24 protein-coding genes are annotated in these 20958 nt (G+C 66.1%); 18 read left to right on the top strand and 6 right to left on the bottom strand.

Annotation, left to right across the window (positions count from 1 at the left end; genetic code table 11):
* Nucleotides 1-181 precede the first annotated feature (181 nt).
* Nucleotides 182-625, top strand: coding sequence for a YybH family protein (locus tag RSO01_RS39855; RefSeq protein ID WP_170303720.1), 444 nt, complete (start codon nucleotides 182-184; stop codon nucleotides 623-625).
* Nucleotides 626-658: 33 nt separating this feature from the next.
* On the top strand, nucleotides 659-967 hold the full coding sequence (locus RSO01_RS39850; protein WP_147156158.1) for a hypothetical protein: 309 nt from the start codon (nucleotides 659-661) through the stop codon (nucleotides 965-967).
* Nucleotides 968-1013: 46 nt separating this feature from the next.
* Here RSO01_RS39850 and RSO01_RS39845 read toward each other — a convergent pair whose 3' ends face one another.
* Both RSO01_RS39845 and RSO01_RS39840 read right to left on the bottom strand, forming a co-directional pair.
* Nucleotides 1014-2078, bottom strand: coding sequence for a PDDEXK family nuclease (locus RSO01_RS39845; protein WP_147156157.1), 1065 nt, complete (start codon nucleotides 2076-2078; stop codon nucleotides 1014-1016).
* A 308-nt stretch (nucleotides 2079-2386) separates the two neighbouring features.
* Entirely contained in the window at nucleotides 2387-2971 is a 585-nt protein-coding gene (locus RSO01_RS39840) for a response regulator (RefSeq protein WP_147156156.1), read from the bottom strand.
* A gap of 80 nt (nucleotides 2972-3051) precedes the next feature.
* Here RSO01_RS39840 and RSO01_RS39835 point away from each other — a divergent pair, with 80 nt between their 5' ends.
* The 3 genes from RSO01_RS39835 to RSO01_RS39830 all read left to right on the top strand — a co-directional run bounded on the left by RSO01_RS39835 (nucleotide 3052) and on the right by RSO01_RS39830 (nucleotide 4138).
* Nucleotides 3052-3273, top strand: a complete 222-nt coding sequence (locus RSO01_RS39835; RefSeq protein ID WP_147156155.1) for a hypothetical protein — start codon at nucleotides 3052-3054, stop codon at nucleotides 3271-3273.
* 235 nt (nucleotides 3274-3508) lie between these two features.
* Nucleotides 3509-3655: a hypothetical protein gene (locus RSO01_RS47960; protein WP_170303719.1), complete on the top strand. Its 147-nt coding sequence runs from the start codon at nucleotides 3509-3511 to the stop codon at nucleotides 3653-3655.
* Nucleotides 3656-3712: 57 nt separating this feature from the next.
* A complete protein-coding gene (locus RSO01_RS39830; RefSeq protein ID WP_170303718.1) occupies nucleotides 3713-4138 on the top strand; it encodes a hypothetical protein in 426 nt (141 codons plus the stop codon).
* An 874-nt stretch (nucleotides 4139-5012) separates the two neighbouring features.
* Here RSO01_RS39830 and RSO01_RS39825 read toward each other — a convergent pair.
* Entirely contained in the window at nucleotides 5013-5516 is a 504-nt protein-coding gene (locus tag RSO01_RS39825; protein ID WP_147156153.1) for a CBS domain-containing protein, read from the bottom strand.
* Between the two features lie 189 nt (nucleotides 5517-5705).
* Here RSO01_RS39825 and RSO01_RS39820 point away from each other — a divergent pair, with 189 nt between their 5' ends.
* The gene (locus tag RSO01_RS39820; protein WP_147156152.1) at nucleotides 5706-6011 is read left to right on the top strand and encodes a hypothetical protein; all 306 of its coding nucleotides are present in this window, start codon (nucleotides 5706-5708) and stop codon (nucleotides 6009-6011) included.
* 3 nt (nucleotides 6012-6014) lie between these two features.
* Here RSO01_RS39820 and RSO01_RS39815 read toward each other — a convergent pair whose 3' ends face one another.
* Nucleotides 6015-6407, bottom strand: coding sequence for a PRC-barrel domain-containing protein (locus tag RSO01_RS39815; RefSeq protein WP_147156151.1), 393 nt, complete (start codon nucleotides 6405-6407; stop codon nucleotides 6015-6017).
* Nucleotides 6408-6913: 506 nt separating this feature from the next.
* Between RSO01_RS39815 and RSO01_RS39810 the strand changes: the two genes are divergently transcribed.
* Together RSO01_RS39810 and RSO01_RS39805 are read left to right on the top strand one after the other, a co-directional pair.
* Nucleotides 6914-7390: a transposase gene (locus RSO01_RS39810; RefSeq protein ID WP_147156150.1), complete on the top strand. Its 477-nt coding sequence runs from the start codon at nucleotides 6914-6916 to the stop codon at nucleotides 7388-7390.
* Between the two features lie 306 nt (nucleotides 7391-7696).
* Nucleotides 7697-7930 (top strand): hypothetical protein, encoded by a 234-nt coding sequence (locus tag RSO01_RS39805; protein ID WP_147156149.1) that lies wholly within the window; start codon nucleotides 7697-7699, stop codon nucleotides 7928-7930.
* Between the two features lie 121 nt (nucleotides 7931-8051).
* Here RSO01_RS39805 and RSO01_RS39800 read toward each other — a convergent pair whose 3' ends face one another.
* Nucleotides 8052-8897, bottom strand: coding sequence for a hypothetical protein (locus RSO01_RS39800; RefSeq protein WP_246159121.1), 846 nt, complete (start codon nucleotides 8895-8897; stop codon nucleotides 8052-8054).
* A 62-nt stretch (nucleotides 8898-8959) separates the two neighbouring features.
* Nucleotides 8960-9364: a hypothetical protein gene (locus RSO01_RS39795; RefSeq protein WP_147156148.1), complete on the bottom strand. Its 405-nt coding sequence runs from the start codon at nucleotides 9362-9364 to the stop codon at nucleotides 8960-8962.
* Between the two features lie 196 nt (nucleotides 9365-9560).
* Between RSO01_RS39795 and RSO01_RS39790 the strand changes: the two genes are divergently transcribed.
* The 10 genes from RSO01_RS39790 to RSO01_RS39745 form a co-directional block, all read left to right on the top strand.
* A complete protein-coding gene (locus RSO01_RS39790) occupies nucleotides 9561-10259 on the top strand; it encodes a Crp/Fnr family transcriptional regulator (RefSeq protein WP_308933113.1) in 699 nt (232 codons plus the stop codon).
* A gap of 322 nt (nucleotides 10260-10581) precedes the next feature.
* Nucleotides 10582-10800, top strand: coding sequence for a hypothetical protein (locus RSO01_RS39785; protein WP_147156146.1), 219 nt, complete (start codon nucleotides 10582-10584; stop codon nucleotides 10798-10800).
* 204 nt (nucleotides 10801-11004) lie between these two features.
* The gene (locus RSO01_RS39780; RefSeq protein ID WP_147156145.1) at nucleotides 11005-12330 is read left to right on the top strand and encodes a DUF3987 domain-containing protein; all 1326 of its coding nucleotides are present in this window, start codon (nucleotides 11005-11007) and stop codon (nucleotides 12328-12330) included.
* Between the two features lie 175 nt (nucleotides 12331-12505).
* Nucleotides 12506-13672 (top strand): hypothetical protein, encoded by a 1167-nt coding sequence (locus tag RSO01_RS39775; protein ID WP_147156144.1) that lies wholly within the window; start codon nucleotides 12506-12508, stop codon nucleotides 13670-13672.
* 119 nt (nucleotides 13673-13791) lie between these two features.
* A complete protein-coding gene (locus RSO01_RS39770) occupies nucleotides 13792-15327 on the top strand; it encodes an ABC transporter substrate-binding protein (protein ID WP_147156143.1) in 1536 nt (511 codons plus the stop codon).
* Nucleotides 15328-15355: 28 nt separating this feature from the next.
* On the top strand, nucleotides 15356-16306 hold the full coding sequence (locus tag RSO01_RS39765; protein ID WP_147156142.1) for an ABC transporter permease: 951 nt from the start codon (nucleotides 15356-15358) through the stop codon (nucleotides 16304-16306).
* The gene (locus RSO01_RS39760) at nucleotides 16293-17165 is read left to right on the top strand and encodes an ABC transporter permease (protein WP_147156141.1); all 873 of its coding nucleotides are present in this window, start codon (nucleotides 16293-16295) and stop codon (nucleotides 17163-17165) included. The genes RSO01_RS39765 and RSO01_RS39760 overlap by 14 nt, the downstream gene beginning before the upstream one ends.
* Nucleotides 17162-18130 (top strand): ABC transporter ATP-binding protein, encoded by a 969-nt coding sequence (locus tag RSO01_RS39755; protein ID WP_147156140.1) that lies wholly within the window; start codon nucleotides 17162-17164, stop codon nucleotides 18128-18130. The genes RSO01_RS39760 and RSO01_RS39755 overlap by 4 nt, the downstream gene beginning before the upstream one ends.
* On the top strand, nucleotides 18127-19080 hold the full coding sequence (locus RSO01_RS39750) for an ABC transporter ATP-binding protein (RefSeq protein WP_174825986.1): 954 nt from the start codon (nucleotides 18127-18129) through the stop codon (nucleotides 19078-19080). The genes RSO01_RS39755 and RSO01_RS39750 overlap by 4 nt, the downstream gene beginning before the upstream one ends.
* Nucleotides 19081-19167: 87 nt before the next feature.
* Nucleotides 19168-20958: AMP-binding protein (locus RSO01_RS39745; protein WP_170303717.1), on the top strand; the 1791-nt coding region annotated here is incomplete at its 3' end.

Raw genomic sequence — 20958 nt, 5'->3', positions numbered from 1 at the left:
CTGTGCAGAGCTACTAGGGGAGAGGAACCTGAAAACGCATGAATAGGCGCGAGCCCCTTGCGGCGGAGCTTGCGCCGCCTCTATTGCTGGCGGCGGTAGACGATGCGTTGATGGAGCCCTTGCCGTCTTCTCCGAGGCTCCGATGTTTCGCAGGTCCCTCACGGCGATCGTCGCGGTCGCCTTGACCGTCGCGGCGATGATGGCGGCGGCGTCTGCCGACCCGGCCGCCGATGAGGCGGCGATCCGGCAACGCTTTCAGCGCTGGACGGCTGATTTCAACGCCAGGGACGCGGCCGGCGTTTGCGATCTCTTCGCGCCGGATCTCGTCTACTCGATCCCGGAGGTCGTCCAGGGCACGCGGCAAACGCTATGCGCGAACCTCGCCACCATGCTGGCCAGGTCCGACATCACGCTCCATTACGACAATCCCGACATCCACGACATCATCGTGATGGGCGATGTCGCGGTCGTCCGGTTGACCTGGACGCCTACGACGGAAGTGAACGGCATCAAGGATCGGACGACGGAAGAAGGCATGGACATATTCCGTCGCCAGCCTGATGGACGATGGTCCATCGCCCGGTTCGTCGCCTTCACGACCCGCGCCAACAGGCTGCTTCGGTAGAGCGGTTTCCGTTCGCCCTCGGATCCAGCCGGATTGGCCGGACCGCCAACGGCGGCCGCCTGCAGCAGCATCGGCCCCGCGAGCGTGACCCGCGACCGCTCCGACGTGCTGCGGCCCGGCGTGCTGCTCGAGCCCCAGCGCCAGGCGGCGTTCGCGCGCGGCATCGAGCAGACGGTGCGGTTCGTGAACGAGCTGCTGGAGAACGAGGTGGTGAAATGGGCGCTGGAACGCTTCTATCGCGACAGCCGCTGCGGCTCGGTCATGATCCCCTGGACGGCCGAAACCTGTCTCGACCGGCTCGGTCGCGAAAGTCTCTACGAACCCGGGGAAGAGGGCGACTGAACCCCACCATCAGGGCTCGGCGCGAGCGCTCGCAAGTGGTCGTCGGCTAAGATGCAGCGGAGAAGGCGATCTTGAACTGAGGATAAGACTCTCTCAGCAAGTTCATCGCCCGATACCAACCTTCTCCTCCCCACTGGCTGGAAAGTGCGTAAGTCTTTCCATTGAGGAGAAGAAGCTCGTCATCGTCACAGGACCACCGACGGTGATCGAAAGGCACGCCAGAGGCCGAGGCCTGCTCGGCGGCGCGCTTCCTGAATTCTGCTGCGTCCACGGTGCCATCCACGACATACCACACGCGGTTGGAACGCCAGTCGAATGCGGCTGCTATCCTGTCGGGATCAATCCCTTTTTCGCAGAGTCGCCGGCAGAGCAGGGAGATCGCATTCCGCTTCCACATCGATGGATGCAACTCCTCACCGATACGGACATCAAATCTGGTGAAGTCGACGTTGCTCGTGCGTGCTTGACGCTCCTTCTGAATCTTTTCGCGGACCTGGATTTGATACTCTTCGACTTCCGGCAGCGGGATGATCTGTTGGACGTCGACAAGAACCTTTCTGTCGAGATTGTATGGCTTCAGCCGGACGCATCGGATGTCGATGTCGTGGTCGACGAGCCAGAGAACGGAGGACGTCAGTTCTTTCGAGAACTCGGCAGCGGCAAGAACGATACGGACATCCTGGGCGAACTGATCATCATCCGGCTCATCCCAACCCAGGAAATCCAGGATCGATCCACGAGCGTCCTGTCCGGTCTTTCCAAGTCGACTGAGGTATCGTCCAAAAACGTCGACTGCATGGTCGAAGGTCAACGTCGAAACCATCGATGCGTACCGGATGGCCTGCAGCTCCATGTGGCCGCCGTCTTCCGTACGCTTCAGCTCAATGACGACGAGATTGGCTCGTTCGTCGATGCCCAGCAGATCGATGCGTCGACGCGAACCTTCCCATTCGGCGAATTCTTCCGAGATGATCAGCGTCTTAGGCGCAATGACCTCGATATGCTCGCGAAGAAGCCGCTGCAGGTCGGTGCGCTCATGCAGGCCAATGCCGGCAAATGTCGCTTCCTCTACTCTCGATATTCCGTCTTGGCCGAATAGATAGATAGCCATGTGCCATCGCCGACTGCGCCTGCTTCGAATAGTTAGCACAACTGTCGCGGGCGCGCGAAGGCGTTCTTGTCACGGCTGCGCCAGACTGGACTATCCGAGCGCTACATAGATTCTTGGATGTGGGTTCGACCGGAGCTCACAGCCTCTCCCGCTTCAATCGCGCACTCATCGCATCCGCAAACACCTGCGCCTTCGCCAGCGGCACCCGGGTCGGCAGCCACACCGCATGGATCGGCACCCGAGCGACCTAGAACGCATCGCCATGTCTAGGCGCTCGTCTAAAAGATCGACCTCGCGGTCGGGGATCCTCAGCTCGCTGCCCGCGCCATCCGTCTGACGGTCTCGATCAGCATGGGTGTCTTGAACGGCTTCTCGATCAGGATTTCATCGCTCAGGTCCACCGGCAGGTGGCGCCGCTGGCACACCGTCAGGAACATCAAGGGGATGCCGCGCGCCCTCAGGGCATAGGCGACGGAGAAGCTCATCTCATCCATCAGTTGGACGTCGAGGATGGCGGCATCGATCCTGGAACTCTCGATGAGACGCAGCGCGACCGCGACATTTCCTGCGGGTCCAACCGGCTCGCAGCCAGCGCCCAGCAGCAGGTCACACAGCGTTTCGGCCAGCAACGGCTCGTCTTCGACAACAAGCACCCGAGCGACGGTCATTGTTCCCGCCGCCGGCCGGCTCGCGCGCCTGCTCACGCGGTCGGCGGACCGTTCCGCGAGCTTTCGCCAGTGGAAGGCCACTGTCTGCAGGATCTGACGGGTCGCGACGGTCCGCGAAAGGCCGACAAGCCGGTCGCATTCCTCGGCTTCCCTTAGGCAGTGCTCAGGCGAATCCGGTACCACGGCGCTCTCTACCTGCAATTCGATCGCAGGCCCAGTGACCATGTCACCCGATGGCCACAAACCGCACTTGTGCTGCGGACAGGCGGTGCCCTATCCACGGGCTATAAAGGAAGCGGGGGAACATGGCGCAGGTCATCGAAAGCCGGTTCGTTTGTGATGGGCGTTACCGCATCCATTCGATCAACGCTGTCGGGCGGCGCCGTGGCCGGATCATCGAGGTCGAGGACGTCGATCGCCGCGAGCGATTCCACGGTAAGGGCGCGAAGCTGGATAGACTGGTTCTAAGGCTGCTGAGCCAAGCCTGGCGGGATCGTCAGGAGAGTGCCAAGCGTGGCGCCAGATGAGTCGATGCCCATGAGTCGATGCCAGATGAGTAGATGGACGTCTGCCCGTGCGTTCGCGCGGCGGAGAGCGAACAACGCCCCCGGCCACGATTATCGTCGCACCCCTCGGTGCTGAGCGCTCGTAGCCGGGGACGTTGCCGTTGCGGCTTCCAATGCCCCGTGTGGGATTTGGTTGCGGAATCCGGACGGGAACCAATGGGCAGACAAAGGGGTTCTCATGGCCAAGGAGGTCGCCATGAAGCCTGTCCGCCGCTTCGCCTGCCTGGCAGTGCTTGTCGTCGCCCTTGCCGGCTGCAGCTACGGCTATGCCGCCCCGTACACGCGATACGGAACGGGACCGGAAATCACCTTCTCGCCGCCTTCATCTCAAGGCGTGCGCTAGATGCCGCCCGGCCGGGCGAGCGCTTTGAGGCGCGGGGCCGCTGCGTTCGTCCTGCTCGTGGCAGCGTCAGGCCTGGGATTGCTGTCGCTGGGGAAGGGGACGACGGCACAGGCGCAGGTCATGGCGGACGGGATGGGCGTGAGCGTCGAAGGCCTCAAGGAAGATCTGGTCGCCCGCCTGGCCGACTGCGAAACCGGTGGCAAGGCCAATCCAGACGCCGTGATCACGCCCGATGCCAATGGCCAGGCGTCGATCGGCCGCCTGCAATTCCAGACCAGGACCGTCATCGCCTTCACGAAAGAGATCGAGGACCGCCGCATCGACGCCGGCGAGGCGCGCCGCATCGCCCTCGATGGGCAGAGATCGGCCGCCCTCGCCAAGAGAATCATCTTCGAACGCGACGGCGCCCAGCACTGGCACCGCTGCGCACGAAGCCTCGGCCTGTACAAGGAAGTGGAGGCCATCCAAAGGCTCGCGCGCTAGTGCGTGTCCTTGTCGTCAGCTTTTCATCATCGCGGCGCGGGCCGCGCCGTGCCTGATACGGGTTGACTTCGTCACCGGATATTGTGGCTTATCCTCGCCGACGCTCTTCGAGAGGATCGGCATAATGGCCGCCGAAGCCCCATCCGTATCCGGGGGCTTGCGGCCAGAGTCCTCGGGCCACGCATCAAAGATGCGCCCGAGTGCCGGTGAGGCCTACAGCGACCTTCATCACGTCCGGACCGGCCCAACGGGTCGGCAACCGGATACGGATGGGAGGGCGCCAAGGGGCTCACCGGGCCTGTCGGTCCTGGGAAAGACGTCACCCAATGCCATCGCGTCCGGATGACGTCTCCGGAGACGAGGCACGCACATACGCGCCGGTCCGTTCGACCGATCGGGACGGCGACATCGGTGATGGTGACTTGGCTCGACTGGAGGTGACGAACGAACACGTCTGCGCTCGGCAGGGCGAAACGACGGGTGCGTGATTGGCCCGATCTGGCGCCCGAAATGCTGACGAAACATTGGATGCTATGGTGTCTAACGTTTTATTCGGGTTTCCGGGCCCCAGGCGAAAACTTTGTAGGGCCTCGGCCGACACCCAGAGTTTTCGTCTCTAGAGTTTTCAGGTCGCGTAAGCGTCGAGGTATCGGTGCCCTCTGGATGTCTCGCTGGGGTGTCCCGCTCGCTCTTTGCATCGTTGGATCCGATCAGCTCGAGCTCGACCGCCGGCGGCCGGGCGGAGATCGCACGGACGAGCGAGGGTCAAACCGGCGTCTGCTGGCGCTGCACCAGTTGCCAGGTCTGTCCATTCTGCCGGTACGTCGATGTGCACGAGCCGCCAGATATCGTCCTTGTCCATGGCCAATGCCGACTACTGACGAGGACCGCGGCCGCCATCGCCGTAAGCTGGCCACGGCGCATCGCCGTCGCCCTGGCGCGATGCGCGGCGGGAGCGGTCCGGCTCCGACGGCTCGGAGATCCGTCGCAGCGCATCGCCGGCGCCGGGCGCCCGGTCGGTTGCGAGATCGCCCAGGGCGATCATGCCGACGAGGCGCTTGTCCTGGTCGACTACGGGCATGCGCCGGATCTGGCGCCGCGCCATCTCGCCCTCGATCTTCTCGACCGGGTCGTCCTCGACGCACCAGCACACCTCACCGGTCATCACCACATGCACCGGCGTCGCGTCCGGCCGCATGCCGTCGGCGGTGGACCTCACGACGATGTCGCGGTCGGTGATGATGCCGACCAGCCGCCGGCCGTCGCACACCGGCAGCGCGCCGACATTGAGATCGTCCATCATCTGCGCCGCCTCGCGAATCATCGCATCGGGCCGTACCGTGACCACATCGCGTGTCATGACGTCGCCTGCGCGCATGAATGCCTCCTTTTCCATGTCTTGGGATCCCCGCGACGCCGCGGGTGTCATGGAAGCAAGGTTTTAGCGGACCGGACGGTTGCACGGCCGAAGCGTGTGAGGCTTGCCCGGTCCTCGGGGGATTCGTCGGGGCAACCGGACCGTGGTCCGCAGGTTCTAATCTCCAGAGAGAACTGAAGGGAGGGTCCCGTGGAGCGAACCATCGTCGCCAACTTCGACACCCGCCGCGATGCCGAGACGGCCGTCGAGCATCTCGTCCAGGAACACGGTATCGAGCGCGCCGACATCTTCGTCCGCGCACCTGGCACGGCGAACACCGCCGGGACCAGGCCGGCCGGCGCCGATGTCGAGAGCGGTCATCCCGGCGTCGAAAAGCACGGCAAGCCGGAGCTGTCGGGGCCGATCGAAGTCTCCGTCGAATGCGACGCCGGCCAGACCAAGGTCGTACAGTCGGCACTGGAAAAGGCCGGAGCCACTCAGCTTCGGGCGGAGTAGCGCTCAGTTCGCTGCATACTTGAACGTCGGCAGGTCCTTCAGCGCGTCCTTGGTGGCGCCCGGCATGACGATCTTGCGGTCCATCGTCTTCAGCTGCTCGTAGGGCAGGACGACGAGCTTGTCGCCGATGCCGAGGAAGCCGCCGACCGCCAGCACGACGAACGGCGCCTTGCCGTCCTCGCCGATGATGACGTCGTCGACCTTGCCGACCGTGTCACCGGCTTCATTGACGACCGGCGAGCCGATGACTTTGCTGGCGCGGAAGCCCGTCGCCACCTTCACGACGTCGACCTTGGTGAGCTGGATGGTCTGCGGGGTTCCCTGGGCCTGCACCAGCAGGGGCGCGGCAACGGCGGTCGCGGCGGCGACGGCGACAGTCAGGAATACAAGGCGCATGGCAGAACCTTTCGATCGGCTGTGCCCGGTCAACGACGCATCGTCGCCGTCGTTCCGGCTGGCCTTCGATCGGCGCCTGTAGCGTCATCTCGGATGCGCACGGCCGCCTTCGATTTCACCGTTCTCTACCTGCCGACCGCGTTGATCCGACCAAGGATCGGCTCCTGCGCGCGCTTCCATCGATCCCCTGGACGGCCGATACCTGTCTCGAACGCATCGGCCGCGAAAGCCTCTACGAGCCCGGGGACAAGGACGATTCACCGCGATTGCACGCCATTTTACACAACGCGAGGCCAATTTGCCTCGGAGGGTGCAATTTATCGCTGCCGCTTCTATTCCGGGTGTATCGGCAGCGGGCACGCCCTGCATCTAGATTGATGCAATTGTTTTTTCAGTTGCGATGATGTTTCTGAATTATACACTGTCCACAGGATTTCGATGTGTGGGGACATATCGAGATCCTGGGAGCTCGAGGGGTCGAGCGAGTCTTGGGAAGGGGTGGGCCTATGCTGCAACACGGGTCGGATCGCGTCCGCGAATCGCTGGGCATGTTCGCGGATGAGCTCAGCGCACATCGTTACCTTGAGCGTCTGCTGTGGCCGAATGGCGTGTCTTGTCCACGCTGCAAGAGTACCACCAGGGTCGGCAGGCTGGACGGCGCCTCGACTCGTTTGGGCACCTACAAGTGCTACAGCTGCCGCAAGTCGTTCTACCTCCTGCACGGCACGATGATGAAGTCGAGCCACGTGCCGGCCCACAAGTGGCTGCAGGCCGTCTATCTGACCGACGGCGGAACCAAGCCGGTGCAGGCGTATCACCTGCATCGGATCCTGAACGTGTCGCTCAAGACTGCATCATCGATGATGCGTCGCATCAGCCAGGCGGCCGGAGAGCCCCGGCGCCCTTTCTCTTCATCGGTCGCCGACGGTTCGAGCGCGGCGCCAGTTCGCAGCCGGCAGAGTTCCGAGCGCCTGCACGCGTGACCTCCGGCCGTGCACGCGAGGGCGCGCAGCAGCGAGATCGGCGTGGCGTGAGTAATTTACAGCCCGCGAAGCGTCATTCCTGAAGGACAGAAGATACTCGAAGTTCTTAACGCTGGTTTGAAGAAGGAACCGCTGCACTCCGTTCCGTGTTTCCTGTGTTCGTGTCGAAGGCGGATCATTCAACGCCGCCAAAATGGATCGAATAGCGCAAGACATCTGTGCAATTACTTGGCAAAGCCAAGGCGCCGATGTCGGAGACGCGTAACAATGGTTAGAAGGACAGACTCAGAGGACGAGCCGGAGAGCTTGCTCGACATCGTGCGCCGAGCACGCGTGCTCGCGCGCGCCCTTTCAGAACCCGACAGAAGCCGCATCCTGGAGTACGTGCAGGAGCTCGAGGCGGAGGTCGCTGCGCTGAAGATCGGAAACGGCCAATCCAAAGGGCGGAGCCAGAAGGCGCGGAGCGAGAAGGGGCGCGGCCGGACGGAGAAGCCGGTCCGTTCGCCAAAAGCTGCCGCAGCGAAAGCGCTTCGCAAATGACCCGCCTCCGCCGAAGCGAAGCCGCTTCGGCTTCGCGCAGGCAGACGGCGCTGCACATACCTCAACGTCGAGTTCCTCTCCCCCTAGCGAGGGAGAGGAGCATGAACGATGAGGAAGTGAGTCACCGGGCGGCCGCTGCATCCTTCGCGTTGGTATTCGCGATCGCCTCCTGAAGCCGCGGCAGCAGCTCCCAGATCTTCCGATTGAGATTGATCAAGTCGCGGCAGGCCTTGCCCATGCCGTCGAGACGTTTCCGGTCGATGGGAGTCTGCTCGCCGAAGCTGGTCCTGCCGCCCTTCATGATGAGCCGCATGGTCTGCGTATGCGTGATCACGCCCTTGCCATCCACCGTATACATCGCGTGCAGGAACTCGTTGCGAATGCGGTTGGCGTCGTTGAAGTGCTTGACGACCTCGTCGAGTGCGTCGCGGGTCTCGCGATCGCTGATCCTGACCCGGGCGAGGCGGGAGACGAGATCCAGCCGTGCCCTCGTGGTGTTCAGGGTAGAGAAGACGATCGCCGCCGACGGCTCGTCGGTCTGCAGCAGCACCATCAGGATATAGATCAGCAAGCTCTCGTTGTTCGCCGAGCCCAGCACCAGCTTTCCGATCAGGACCATGAGGGGCGCGCGGCTGGCGCCGGTCTCGCGCGCGGCGGCCTCGATCGCATCGAAATCCGGCGGTTCGGGTAGATCGCTGAGTGTCCTTGCCAGAGGCGACGGGGACGCAGCCTCCGCGCTTCGTTCCTCGGCGCCGGCTTCCTCGAGGCCAGCTTCCTGGAGGCCAGCTTCCTGGAGGCCAGTATCCTCGGAACCGGCGCTGGGAAGATCCACTTTGCCCGTGCCGATGAGCCGGCGCACGGCATGGTCGAACTCGGACCCGGCTCCGCCTTCGAGAATGCCCTTCATCTGTTCGATGAACAGCGCGAACTGCGCGTCGCTATGGGCCGAAGGTCTCTTTCGCGCCATGGTCTATCCTGACGACGTTCGGGCGGTGCGGCGGCGCCCCCGATGTGGTTGATCGTGGCGGGTCAATCGCGGCGGTCCCGTTCGGTTGCGGGTGAACTGCCGTCGAGCGACGCCCTGTCGCCGGGCGACCCGGAGCCGGGCAGCGCGGCAGCGGCCTGCAACTCGAGCGCGCGGTACATCCTGTCGAGAAGTCCGCGATCCACCTCGGGCTGAGGATCGTCAGGCTGAGGCCGCAGGAACCTGCTGGCTGTCTCGGTGGTGGCGCGTGCCTGCACCAGCATTTCCGGCGGCAAATCCCCGGCGCCGCGGGTCAGCTCCTCCAGTTCCCCAAGCAGGCCTGAAATGCGGGCGATCTGCCGGTCGAGCCTCGCCTGTGCGGCCGGACCACGCGGCACCGCCTGCTGGCGATAGAGCCTCACTCTGCTGAGGTCGTGGTAGCGCCGAAACTCGATGATCTTCCCACGCATGGAAATACCTTCGTCGCCTATGAATGAAACCACTGGAAGGGGGCAGGATCCGGGCCGTTCGTTACGTCGTCACGGTTGTAGATCTCCGCAGGCCTGTGACAATCTAGTGATCGCACAATGCGGTAGCGCACAAATCATTCGAGTCGGTTTGTCACAGACCCTGCGCTTTTTTTAAAATGCGGGGGACGGGGGAAACATTCTGACATCTTCGGAAATCGCATCGCAAAGAATTCGCTCTGACCTGCTGTCCACGCTTCCGCCCGCTCTCTCGCGGAAGCTGCTGGCCGGCGAGAGGACGCTCAAGCTGCGCGAAGGCGAAACGTTGTTCGAGCGCGGCGACGCCGGCGACGGCTGTTACTGGCTGCGCAGCGGCGTGCTTGCGGTCTGCGTCGCTTCCGCAACCGGCGAGCAACGCATTCTCGCGATCCTCGGCTCGGGCGCGATCGTGGGCGAGCTGGCGATGATCGACGGCCTGCCGAGATCGGCCACCGTCCAGGCCTTGCGGGACTGCGAGCTCACCTTCGTCAGTCGCGCCGCCTTCATCGAGATGTTGAGTCGGCGGCCCGAGCTCTACATCGATATCGTGACGACGCTGGCGGCCCGCCTGCGCCAGTCCGACGAGGACCTGGCGGCGTCGAGCTTCCTGACGGTGCGCGCGCGCGTGGCCCGCGCCCTGCTCCAGTTCGCCCGCCAGCTCGGCGACGAGGCGGGACAGGGGCGAGTCCTGATCCGGCACAGGATGACCCAGAGCGACCTCGCTGCCATGGCGGGCGTGGCGCGCGAAAGCGTCAGCCGCACGTTGCGCGAATGGCATCGGCAGAAGATCGTCGAAGGCTCGTCGCGCACCGGCTACATCGTGCACAAGACCAGCCTCGAGAGTGCGGCGGCGGAGTAGCCCGCTTGACCTCACCCTGAGGAGCGCCCGAAGGGCGCGTCTCGAAGGGTGGGCAACAGCAAGACTGGTTGCCATCCTTCGAGACGCACCGCTTCGCGGTGCTCCTCAGGATGAGGTGGTGCGTGAAGCGGGAGCGAAGTTCGCGCCCATGGCCCTCGAAGGCCACGGACTGCAAAAAGTCGTGACTGCCAAAACTCGCAACCCGTCCGGCTTAGTCACAGCATGGCCACCTCTCGCCCTTGCGCTGCTGACTGGGGCTCACTTATTCACACGGTCGACAACTCGTTCACGCCACAACCGACAAAAAAATCGGGGGGACCGAATGGCGCAGGCGATCGAGACCGAGTTCGTGTGTGACGGGCGTTACCGGATTCATTCGATCAAGGGCTGGGGACGGCAGCGTGGTCGGATCATCGAGATCGAGGATGTCGATCTCCAGAAGCGATTCCACGGCTCGGCAGCGAAGCTGGAGCGGATGGCTTCAAGGCTCCGCGCCCACCCTCTCGCCAACATAGCCAGATTCCTGCGCGGCGGCGCCTGAGCCGAGAGGCTCACTCCTCAGCGTCAAGTTCCTCTCCCCCGCTAGGGGGAGAGGCTAGGTGAGGGGGAGTCGACGTGCATAGCCCCCTCACCCACCTCTCCCCCTATCGGGGGAGAGGAGCATGAACGGCACGAAGGGTGCTTGATGGCGGAATCACTACTGTTATAATTGGCAGAAACCCAGTTATGACAGCGGGATGCGCCGATGGCCCAGATCGACTTTCACTCCAAGCCGAGCGAGGCGGTCGCCCGCCTGTTCCCTGGCAAGCCTGTCACGGACCCGGAGACCCAGCCCGGCTGGCCTCGTCTCGAAGCTGCCCTCTTCGGCGAGACGCACGCGGCCGTCCCCGGCTTTCCGCTCGAAGCCCTGCCGGCGCCGTGGCGCACCTGGATCGGCGACACCGCGACGTCGGTGAACGTTCCCATCGATTACGTTGCGCAGGCCGTGCTGGCCGCCGTCGCCGGTGTCTGCGGGGCAGGGGTGTGGGTCCGCGTCTCGCCCGTCTGGTCGAGTCCCTTGTCGCTGTGGCTGGCGGTCGTCGGCGCGCCGTCGAGCGGCAAGTCGCCGGCGCTGGCGTCGGTGCGCCGGCTGCTGCGCATCCTCGAAGGCGCGGATGATCCCGACGCCAGGATCGTTGCCGGTGGCAGCCTCGAGGCCGTGCTCGACGCGACGCGCACCAATCAGCGCGGCGTGATCCTGTGGCGCGACGAGCCCGAGGGCTGCTTCGCGCCGCTGCCTGGCGGCGGCGGTGTGCGCGAGCTCGATCCCTATCCGGTCGCCATCCTGGGCGCGCTCGAGCCCGACCGGCTGCCCAGTACGCTGCAACGCACGCTGCACCGGGGTGAGGCGACGGTGGCCGCGCGCTTTCTCTACGCCGTGCCCGCGCCGCCGCCTTTCCAGCCGCTGGCCGGGCGCAAGCCCGCGCGCGACGACGACGCGCTCGCGCTGCTGCGCACGATCCGCGGCAAGGCCGGCACGATGGCCGATCCGCTGTACGTTCACGTCGACGATGATGGCCTGGCGGCGCTCGATCGCTTCCTCGGCAATCTTCACGCAGATCTGTGCCAGGCCGAGGGTCTGCTAGCGGCGTGGCTGGGCAAAGGCCGCGGCGTGGTGCCGAAGCTCGCGTCCGTCCTTCACCTGCTGGATTGGTCGGCCAGGCAGATGGCCGATCCGTCCGCTGTGCTGGGCGACCTCGGCCGCGACGCGATCGAGCGCGCGATTGCGATGTGGTCCGGCTACTACCGCGTGCACGCCAAAGCCTTCTTCGATCGCACGGCGCCCTCCGATCTCGAGGCGCGGGTCCGCAGCGTCGTGCGCTGGCTCAGGTCATGCGGTCTCGACCAGGTGTCGCGCGAGGACGTCCGCCGCACCGCGCTCGGCCAGGCCGTCAATGCCTGTGAGGCCGATCGCGTCCTGGCGCGCCTGACCGAAGCCGGCGTGCTGCGACCGATCGCTCTTCAACAGCCCGCCCAACGTGGCCGGCCGGAGCGGCGATGGGAGGTCAATCCGGCTCTCCGGGAGGCCTGAGGGGGGTAGCGCAAAATGCGGGAAATGCGCAAATCATGCCGGAGCGCGGAGCTCCAGGTCCGCATCATGAATCATGAGCGGACCTGGAGGTCCTCGCTCCGGCAAGACGGGATGACAGCGGGCCCCGTATCGGGCATTTGTCATCACCCCACCCCCGGAGGCGTCTTTACTGTCGATGGCTGCAACCGGTCGCAATCTCTCGCTTGCAGCCTTGATGCTCGCCCTGGTCGCCGCCGCGGCCCTCGCCCTGCCGTCGGCCATGTGGGCCTGCCTGGTGGCGACGCTGCTCGGTCTTGCAGGCGTCGTGCTGTTCCGCGGCAACGGCTGGCGCACCGGGTCGCTGCTGGCCGCGGCGCTGGCGCTCAGCCTCACCTTGCTCGATGCCTTCGCCGGTCTTCTTACCCCCACGGCGCATGGCGCCGGCCTGATCCGCACGGTCGAGCCGCGCTGGTGGCCCCAGCCGCATCCCGTGCTGGGCTTCCGGCCGGCGCCCGACAGCACCGCGGTGGCGCACGCCACCTTCGATGGCCAGCCGGTCTATCACCAGACCTATCACATCGATTCCGAAAGCAGCCGCGTCACGCCCAAGGCGCCGGCGGGCGCCGACCTTTATCTCTTCCTGGGCGATTCCTTCATGTTCGGCCAGGGCATCGCCGACAACGAGACCTTGCCCTGGCTGTTCGCCACCGCCAACGACGGCAAGATACGCACGCTGAACCTCAGCGCGCCGGGCAACGCGCCCAACCACCTGGTGCGTGCCTTCGAGGCCGGCCTGCTCGATCGCTACCTCGGCCAGCCGGTGAAGGCCGTGATCGTCTGGATCATCCCGGCCCAGCTCGCGCGCACCACCGGCGACGGCTCCTGGCTCGGCTCCTCGCCGCGCTACGAGTTGGACAACGGCAAGCTGGTGCATACTGGCTCGTTCACCGAGTACCGGTTCACCCACCCGCTCGACGGCGCGAAGTATTACCTGGGCGAGCTGTTCCCCTTCATCGAGGCGATCGGCGAGAAGCAGCGGCAGGAGCAGCAGCTGAAGCTGTTCGTCGCCATGATGGCGCGGCTGCAGCAGTATGCGCGCGAAAAGTTCAACGCGCCGCTGGTCGTGGTCTATTCCTGGCCCGACGAGAAGTCGCGCGGCCTGCACGGCGATTCGGTGATCGACCAACGGGAGCTGGTCGACGTGATCACGCAGATGCGCAAGCTCGGCATCGAGCTGATACGCGTCGACGACCTCACCTCGGGCCAGGAGGTCGACAAGCTTTTGATCCCGCACGACGGCCATCCGACGCGCCACACCAACGAGCTGATCGCCGCCGAGCTGAAGAAGCGTCTGATCAAGTAGCGCAGCGCGGACCGCGACCCAGCCCGCGGTCCGCGCTTCGCTGGACGGCTTCATATCGGCTTGTCTACAGTGCACACCTGAAGAAGCGGCCAATGCCGCCCTGTTCTGGGAGGAACACCATGACGTCGATCCATTCGCGTCTCGCGAAGATCATTCTTCCGGTGGCCATCGCCGCCGGCCTGTCGGCCGCGCCGGCGCTGGCCCAGAAGAAGGGCGGCGCGCTCACGGTCGGCATCGAGCTCGACATCGCGGGCTTCGACCCGCTGAAGGTCGGCGTCTACGACACCTCGCCCAACATCGCCGCCAGCCTGTTCCTCGAGCAGCTCACCAGGCTCGACGAGAACGGCAAGCCCAAGCCCAGCCTCGCTTTGTCGTGGTCCGCTTCCGAGGACTACAAGGTCTGGACCTACAAGCTCAGGCCCGACGTGAAATTCTCGGATGGCACGCCGTTCAACGCCCAGGCCGTGGCCTTCAACTTCAACCGCCAGAAGGACCCCAAGAACAACTGCCGCTGCGCCTTCTACATCGCCAACGTGCTCAGCGTCGAGGCCAAGGACGACCTCACCGTCGTCTATACGCTGAAGGACCCGGCGGTGAACCATCCCGCGCTGCTGACGCGGCCCGACCAGAACAGCACCATCCATTCGCCGACGGCGATCCAGGCCAAGGGCGACGACTACAACCGCAATCCCGTCGGCACCGGACCCTTCGTCATCAAGTCATGGACGGCCGGCGACCGCATGGTGCTGGAGCGCAACCCCGACTACTGGAACAAGGGCAAGCCCAACCTCGACCGCGTCATCCTGCGGCCATTGCCCGACGCCCAGTCGCGCTTCGCCAGCCTGGTCTCCGGCGAGACCGACGTGGTGTGGGCCGACGAGTACGAGGCCGACAACATCACCCGCGCGCGCAAGAACAATGCGTTGCAGGTGCTCGAGTATGTCGGCTCGGGCGCCGGCGTCGCCGCCCTCAACACCAAGGTGCCGCCACTTGACGACGTGCGCGTGCGCCAGGCGCTGGTCATGGGGCTCGACAAGAAGAAGATATCGCAGGCGCTCACCAATGGCCTGGCCCGGCCGGCGAGCAACCCCTACGGCGAAGGCTCATGGGTCAAGTGCAAGGACGACGGCGCCCTGCCGACCGATCCCAAGAAGGCCGCCGAGCTGATCAAGGAGTACGGCAAGCCGGTCCAGTTCAAGATGCTGTTCACGGCGACTCCGCGCGGTCGCGCCACGTCCCAGGTCTATCAGCAGCTCTGGAAGCAGATCGGCGTCGACATGGAGATCGAGCAGGTCGACCAGGCGACGTTCCCGCCGCGCGCCTTCCAGCGCAAGTTCGACATCATCGGCTGGCGCATCGTCGACTTCCCCGATCCCGACGTGCAGATGTTCGCCAACTTCTACTCCAAGAGCCCGCTCAACCTCGCCAACTACTCCAACCCCGAGCTCGACAAGCTCCTGGAGCAATCGCGGGTCACGCCGGACGAGGGCAAGCGCACCGAGGCCTACTGCGCCATCAGCCGCCTGCTCAACAAGGAAGCGACCTGGATGTGGATCTTCCAGAACACCTACTACGCCATGGCCAAGGCCAAGGTGAAGGGCATCCCCAAGCTGTACGGCGGCGTCATCGATGTCTCCGACGCGTGGGTGGAGTAGATGCAGGCCGTCATGACGGTGTAGGCCCATGGCCAAATTCCTCGGCCGGCGGCTGCTCTACCTGCTGCCGGTCCTGCTTGCCGTCACGCTGCTCACCTTCCTGGTCGCCTCGCTGCTGCCGGGCGATCTCGCCACGACGATCCTGGGCGACCAGGCGACGCCCGAGAAGGTCGCAGCACTTCGCGCCGAGATGGGCCTCGATCTGCCGATCTGGCAGCGCTACGGCATCTGGCTGTGGGGCGTGCTGCACGGCGATCTCGGCCGCTCCTTCCGCACCGGCGAGACCGTGTGGGCCGCGGTGACCGCCCGCCTGCCGGTGTCGCTCGAGCTCATGGTCATCGGCGTCGTCCTGTCGCTGGTGATCGCCATCCCGCTCGCCATCCTGTGCGCGGTGAAGAGCGGCACCGCCCTCGATCGCTTCTTCACTGGGCTGGCCTTCGGCAAGCTGTCGCTGCCCAACTACATGGTGGCGATCCTGCTGATCTACCTGTTCGCCGTCGAGCTGAACTGGCTGCCGGCGACCGGCTGGGTGCCCTTTGCCGAGGATCCGCTGGCCAACCTCAGGAGCTTCATCCTGCCGGCGGTGACCTTGGCCTTCGCCGAATGGCCGGTGCTGATGCGCGTGCTGCGCTCCGACATGATCGCCACCCTGCAGGAAGACTACATCGCCATGGCCAAGGCCAAGGGCTTGCGGCCGGCGCGCATCCTGCTGGTCCATGCGCTGAAGCCGAGCTCGCTCACCCTTGTGACGGTGGCCGGCATCAACATCGGCCGCCTGATCGGCGGCGCGCTGATCGTCGAGACCATCTTCGCCCTGCCGGGCATCGGCCGCCTGCTGGTCGGCGCCATCTACGCCCGCGACTTCATCATCCTGCAGGGCGTGGTGCTGTTCGTGGCTGCGGGCTTCGTGGTCGTGAACTTCATCGTCGACATGCTCTACGCCGTGCTCGATCCGAGGATCCGCCATGGCCGTGCTTGAGCTCGAACGCGATGTCGCGACCGAGGCGCCGGTGCGCCGCCCGCGCCGCGTCGGCATGCTGTTCATCGGCTCCGTCGCCTGGATCGTGCTGATCGGCCTCTCCGCCATCTTCGCCGACTGGCTGCCGATCCAGAGCCCGACCGACATGGACCTTCTGGCCAAGCGGGCTCCGCTGTTCAGCCCCGGCCATATCCTCGGCACCGACCATCTCGGGCGCGACGAGCTCTCGCGCCTGATCTACGGCGGCCGCGTGTCGCTCCTGGTCGGGCTTCTGGCACCGGTGATCGGCGTCATCATCGGCGGCTGCCTCGGCATGGTTGCGGGCTACTTCCGTGGCCGGCTCGAGACCTTCGCCGTCGGCGGCGTCGACGTGCTGCTGGCGTTTCCACCACTGGTCTTCGTGCTGGCGGTGACCGCTTTCATGGGCCAGTCGGTCGCCAACATCACCATCGTGATTGGCGTTCTGGGCATTCCGGCCTTCACCCGCGTCGCCCGCGCCGTCACCTTGACCTTGAGCGAGCGCGAGTTCGTCACGGCCGCCCGCGCGCTCGGTGCGACCCATTCCCGGATTCTGATGCGTGAACTGCTACCCAACGTGGCGCTGCCGCTGCTCGCCTTCTTCCTCTTGGCCGTCGCTGTCACCATCGTCGTCGAGGGCGCGCTCTCCTTCCTCGGCCTCGGTGTGCCGCCGCCGACTGCGAGCTGGGGCAGCATGATCGGCGAGGGCCGCGAGAACCTCGACATCGCACCCTGGCTCGCCTTCCTGCCGGCCGGCTTCATGTTCCTCACCGTGCTCGCCTTCAACGTCATCGGCGACACGCTGCGCGCATTGACTGACCCACGTCCGGGGGCGCTGTGAGCGCACCGCTTCTGTCGGTCGAGGGCATCACCGTCGACCTGCCGACTCCGCGCGGTCCCCTGCGCGCGGTCGACGGCGTCGATCTCACCCTGGCGCCCGGCAGCACGCTCGGCATCGTGGGCGAGTCGGGCTGTGGCAAGACGATGCTGTCGCGCGCCATCCTGCAGCTGTTGCCCAAGCGCGCCAAGCTCGGCGGCCGCATCATGTTCGCCGGCCGCGACCTGGTGACGTTGCAGCCCGAGGAGCTGCGCCGTCTGCGCGGGCCCGAGCTCGCTGTGGTGTTCCAGGATCCGATGACCTCGCTCAATCCGGTGCTCACCATCGGCACGCAGATCGTCGAGACCCTGCAGGCCCATCTCGGCATGGACACCGTCACCGCCATGCGCCGCGGCGTCGAGCTGCTGGCCGCCGTCGGCATCCCCGCACCCGAGCAGCGCCTGCGCCAGTACCCGCACCAGCTCTCCGGCGGCATGCGCCAGCGCGTGGCCATCGCCATTGCGCTCAGCTGCGAGCCCAAGCTCCTGATCGCCGACGAGCCGACGACGGCGCTCGACGTCACGGTGCAGGCGCAGATCCTCGACCTGCTGGCGCGCGAGCAGCAACGCCGCCACATGGCGATGATCCTGATCACCCACGATCTCGGCGTCGTCGCCGGCCGCACCGACGAGGTGGCGGTGATGTATGCCGGCCGCGTCGTCGAGCGCGCGCCGACGCCCAAGCTCTTCACGCGCATGCGCATGCCCTACACCGAGGCGTTGCTGGCGGCGATCCCCAAGCTGGATTCTCCCCCGCATACTCCCTTACCCGCCATCGCCGGCCGTCCGCCCGACCAGACGCGGCCCTTGAAAGGCTGCTCGTTCGAGCCGCGCTGCCGCTACGCCGACGATCACTGCCGTTCCGCCAAGCCGCCGCTTGCCGATCCCGAGCGTGCGGGCGGCCTCTTCGCCTGCTGGCATCCGCTATGACCGCGCCGCTGCTCTCCGTCAGGAACCTGGTCGTAGAATATCCCGTCGGCGGCAAGACGCTGTCGGCCGTGGCCGATGTCAGCCTGGAGGTCGGCAAGGGCGAGACCTTGGGCCTGGTGGGCGAATCGGGCTGTGGCAAGTCGACCCTGGGTCGCGCCGTGCTGCAGTTGCGCCGGCCGACGGCGGGCAAGGTGGTGTTCGACGGCACCGAGCTCACCGGGCTCGCGGCCGAGAAGATGCGCCTGATGCGCCGGCGCCTGCAGCTGATCTTCCAGGACCCGATCGCCTCGCTCAATCCGCGCCGCACCATCGGCGACATCGTCGCCGAGCCGTTGATCATCGGCGGTGTGAGCGACAAGGCCGAGCGCGACCGCCGCGTGCGCGAGGTGCTGACCGCTGTCGGCCTCGATGCCGACCTGGTGTCGGGCCGCCTGCCGCACGAGTTCTCCGGCGGCCAGTGCCAGCGCATCTGCATCGCGCGCGCGCTGATCCTCGAGCCCGAGCTGGTGATCTGCGACGAGCCGGTGTCGGCCCTCGACGTCTCGATCCGTGCCCAGATCCTGAACCTGCTCGAGGACATGAAGCGGCGCTATGGGCTCACCTTGCTGTTCATCGCCCACGACCTCGCCGTGGTGAAGGCGGTCAGCGACCGCATCGCCGTCATGTATCTCGGCAAGTTGTGTGAGGTCGGCCCGACCGAGAAGCTGTTCGCGCAGCCGGCGCATCCCTACACGGCGCTGCTGCTCGACGCGATCCCCGTGCCCGATCCGTCGGTGAAGCCCACCGCCAACATCCCGGTCGGCGAGCCGCCGTCGCCGCTCGCGCCGCCCTCCGGCTGCCGCTTCCGCACCCGCTGCCCGCGTGCCGACGCCGTCTGCGCCGAGGTCGTGCCGCCGCTCCGCGAGATCGCCGACGGGCAGTTCGCCGCCTGCCATCATCCGCTCGTCTGAAGCGGCTTGCGCATGGTCTGCAATACCGGCAGCCTGCAGCCAACAAGGAAACGTGAGGGGGTGGAGCGGGTGAGCCATGTTGCACCCATGCGCGCGCTCAATCGGCCCAAGCCGACGGTCGACGTCGAGCGGCGTGCCGACGGCACCCTGATTCTCTCCGCCGGCCGGTCGCTGCCTGCCGACCTCCCGCTGGTCATCGACCTTCTACAGCGCGCGGCCGAGCGCCGACCGCATGTCACCTTCTTGGCCGAGCGACGCGGCCCCGATCGTGCCTGGCAACGGCTGACCTATGCCGAAGCCTGGGCCCGTACTGGCGCCATTGCCTCGTGGCTGATCACGCAGGGCTTCGGGCCGGACGGCAAGCCGATCGCCATCCTGAGCGACAACAGCCTCGAGAACGCCCTGCTGGTGTTCGGGGCGCTACGCGCCGGCGCGCTTTTAGCGCCGATCTCGCCCAACTACTCGCTGTCCGGCGACTTGACGCGCCTCGACCACGCGCTGTCGATCGTCGAGCCCGGCCTGGTCTTCGCGCAGGATTCCGCGCGCTACGCCGCCGCCCTCGACCGCACGCAAGCGCGCGTGGTGACCGTCGACGGCAAGCGAGGCCTCGCCTTCGGCGCGCTGGCGAGCTGCTCGATCGATGCCTCGGTGTCCGAGCGCCGCCTGCACATCACGGCCGACACGCCGGCCAAGATCCTGTTCACCTCGGGCTCGACCGGACTCCCGAAGGGCGTTTTGAACACCCACGGCAATCTCGCGTCGGCGGCGGAGATGAACCGCTCGCTGGGCGAGCCGCTCGACGAGAACCGCATCGGCGTGTCGCTCGACTGGCTGCCCTGGCATCACACCTGGGGCGGCAACTCCAACCTCAACGGCACTATCCGCTCCGCCGGCTCCTTATATATAGACGGCGGCCGCCCCCTGCCGGGCCGCTTCCAGGAGACGCTGGAGAACCTGCGCGAGCTCTCGCCCTCCAGCTTCGCGACCGTCCCCGCCGCCTACCCGTTGCTGCTCGAGGCGCTGGAGCGCGACGAGGACCTCCGGACCAGGTTCTTCAAGAACCTGCGCGGCCTCGGTTACGGCGGCGCGCTGCTGCCGCAGGAGAGCTTCGATCGCCTGCAGGGCCTGGCCGCCAGCCAGCTCGGCGAGCGGCTGCCCTTCAGCTGCGGCTGGGGCATGACCGAGACGACCAGCGTCGGCCTCATGGTCTACTGGAACGTCGACCGCTCCGGCCTTTTGGGCCTGCCGCCGCCCAGCGCGGTCGCCAAGCTGGTGCCGGCGGGCGATCGATACGAGCTGCGCGTGAAAGGCCCGCATGTCATGGCGGGCTACTACGGCGATGCCGCGGCAACCGACGCCGCGTTCGACGAGGAAGGCTTCTTCAAGACCGGCGACGCCGCGCGCTGGGTCGATGAGACCAATCCCGTGGCCGGCATCGCCTTCGCCGGCCGCCTGTCGGAGGAGTTCAAGCTCACCTCCGGCACCTGGGTGCGCGCCACGACCCTGCGCACGCAGCTGATCGACGCGTTGCAGCCTTACGTCCGTGACCTGGTGATCGCGGCGCCCGATCGTCCGTTTCTCGGCGCGCTGGTGTGGCTCGATGCGGCGGCCTGCAGCGATGCCGGTGGCCCGTCGGTGTGGAAGCCCGCTTTGGCGCGCCTGCTGGCCGCCTTCAACGGCCGGTCTGGTATCGTTACTGGCGGCTCCAGCAACCGCGTGCAGCGGCTGCTGGTGCTCGACGAGCCGCCATCGGTGGCGGCGAGCGAGGTGACCGACAAGCGCTCGCTCAACACCCGCCGCGTGCTCGAACGCCGATCGGCCGATGTGGCGCGGCTCTATGCCGAGCCCGCCGATCCCGAGGTCATCTTGCCGGAGCGC

Source organism: Reyranella soli (genome assembly GCF_007992495.1).
Taxonomy (GTDB): domain Bacteria; phylum Pseudomonadota; class Alphaproteobacteria; order Reyranellales; family Reyranellaceae; genus Reyranella; species Reyranella soli.
The sequence above is the reverse complement of the archived record's forward strand: the minus strand, read 5'-3'. Positions and strand labels throughout refer to the sequence as shown.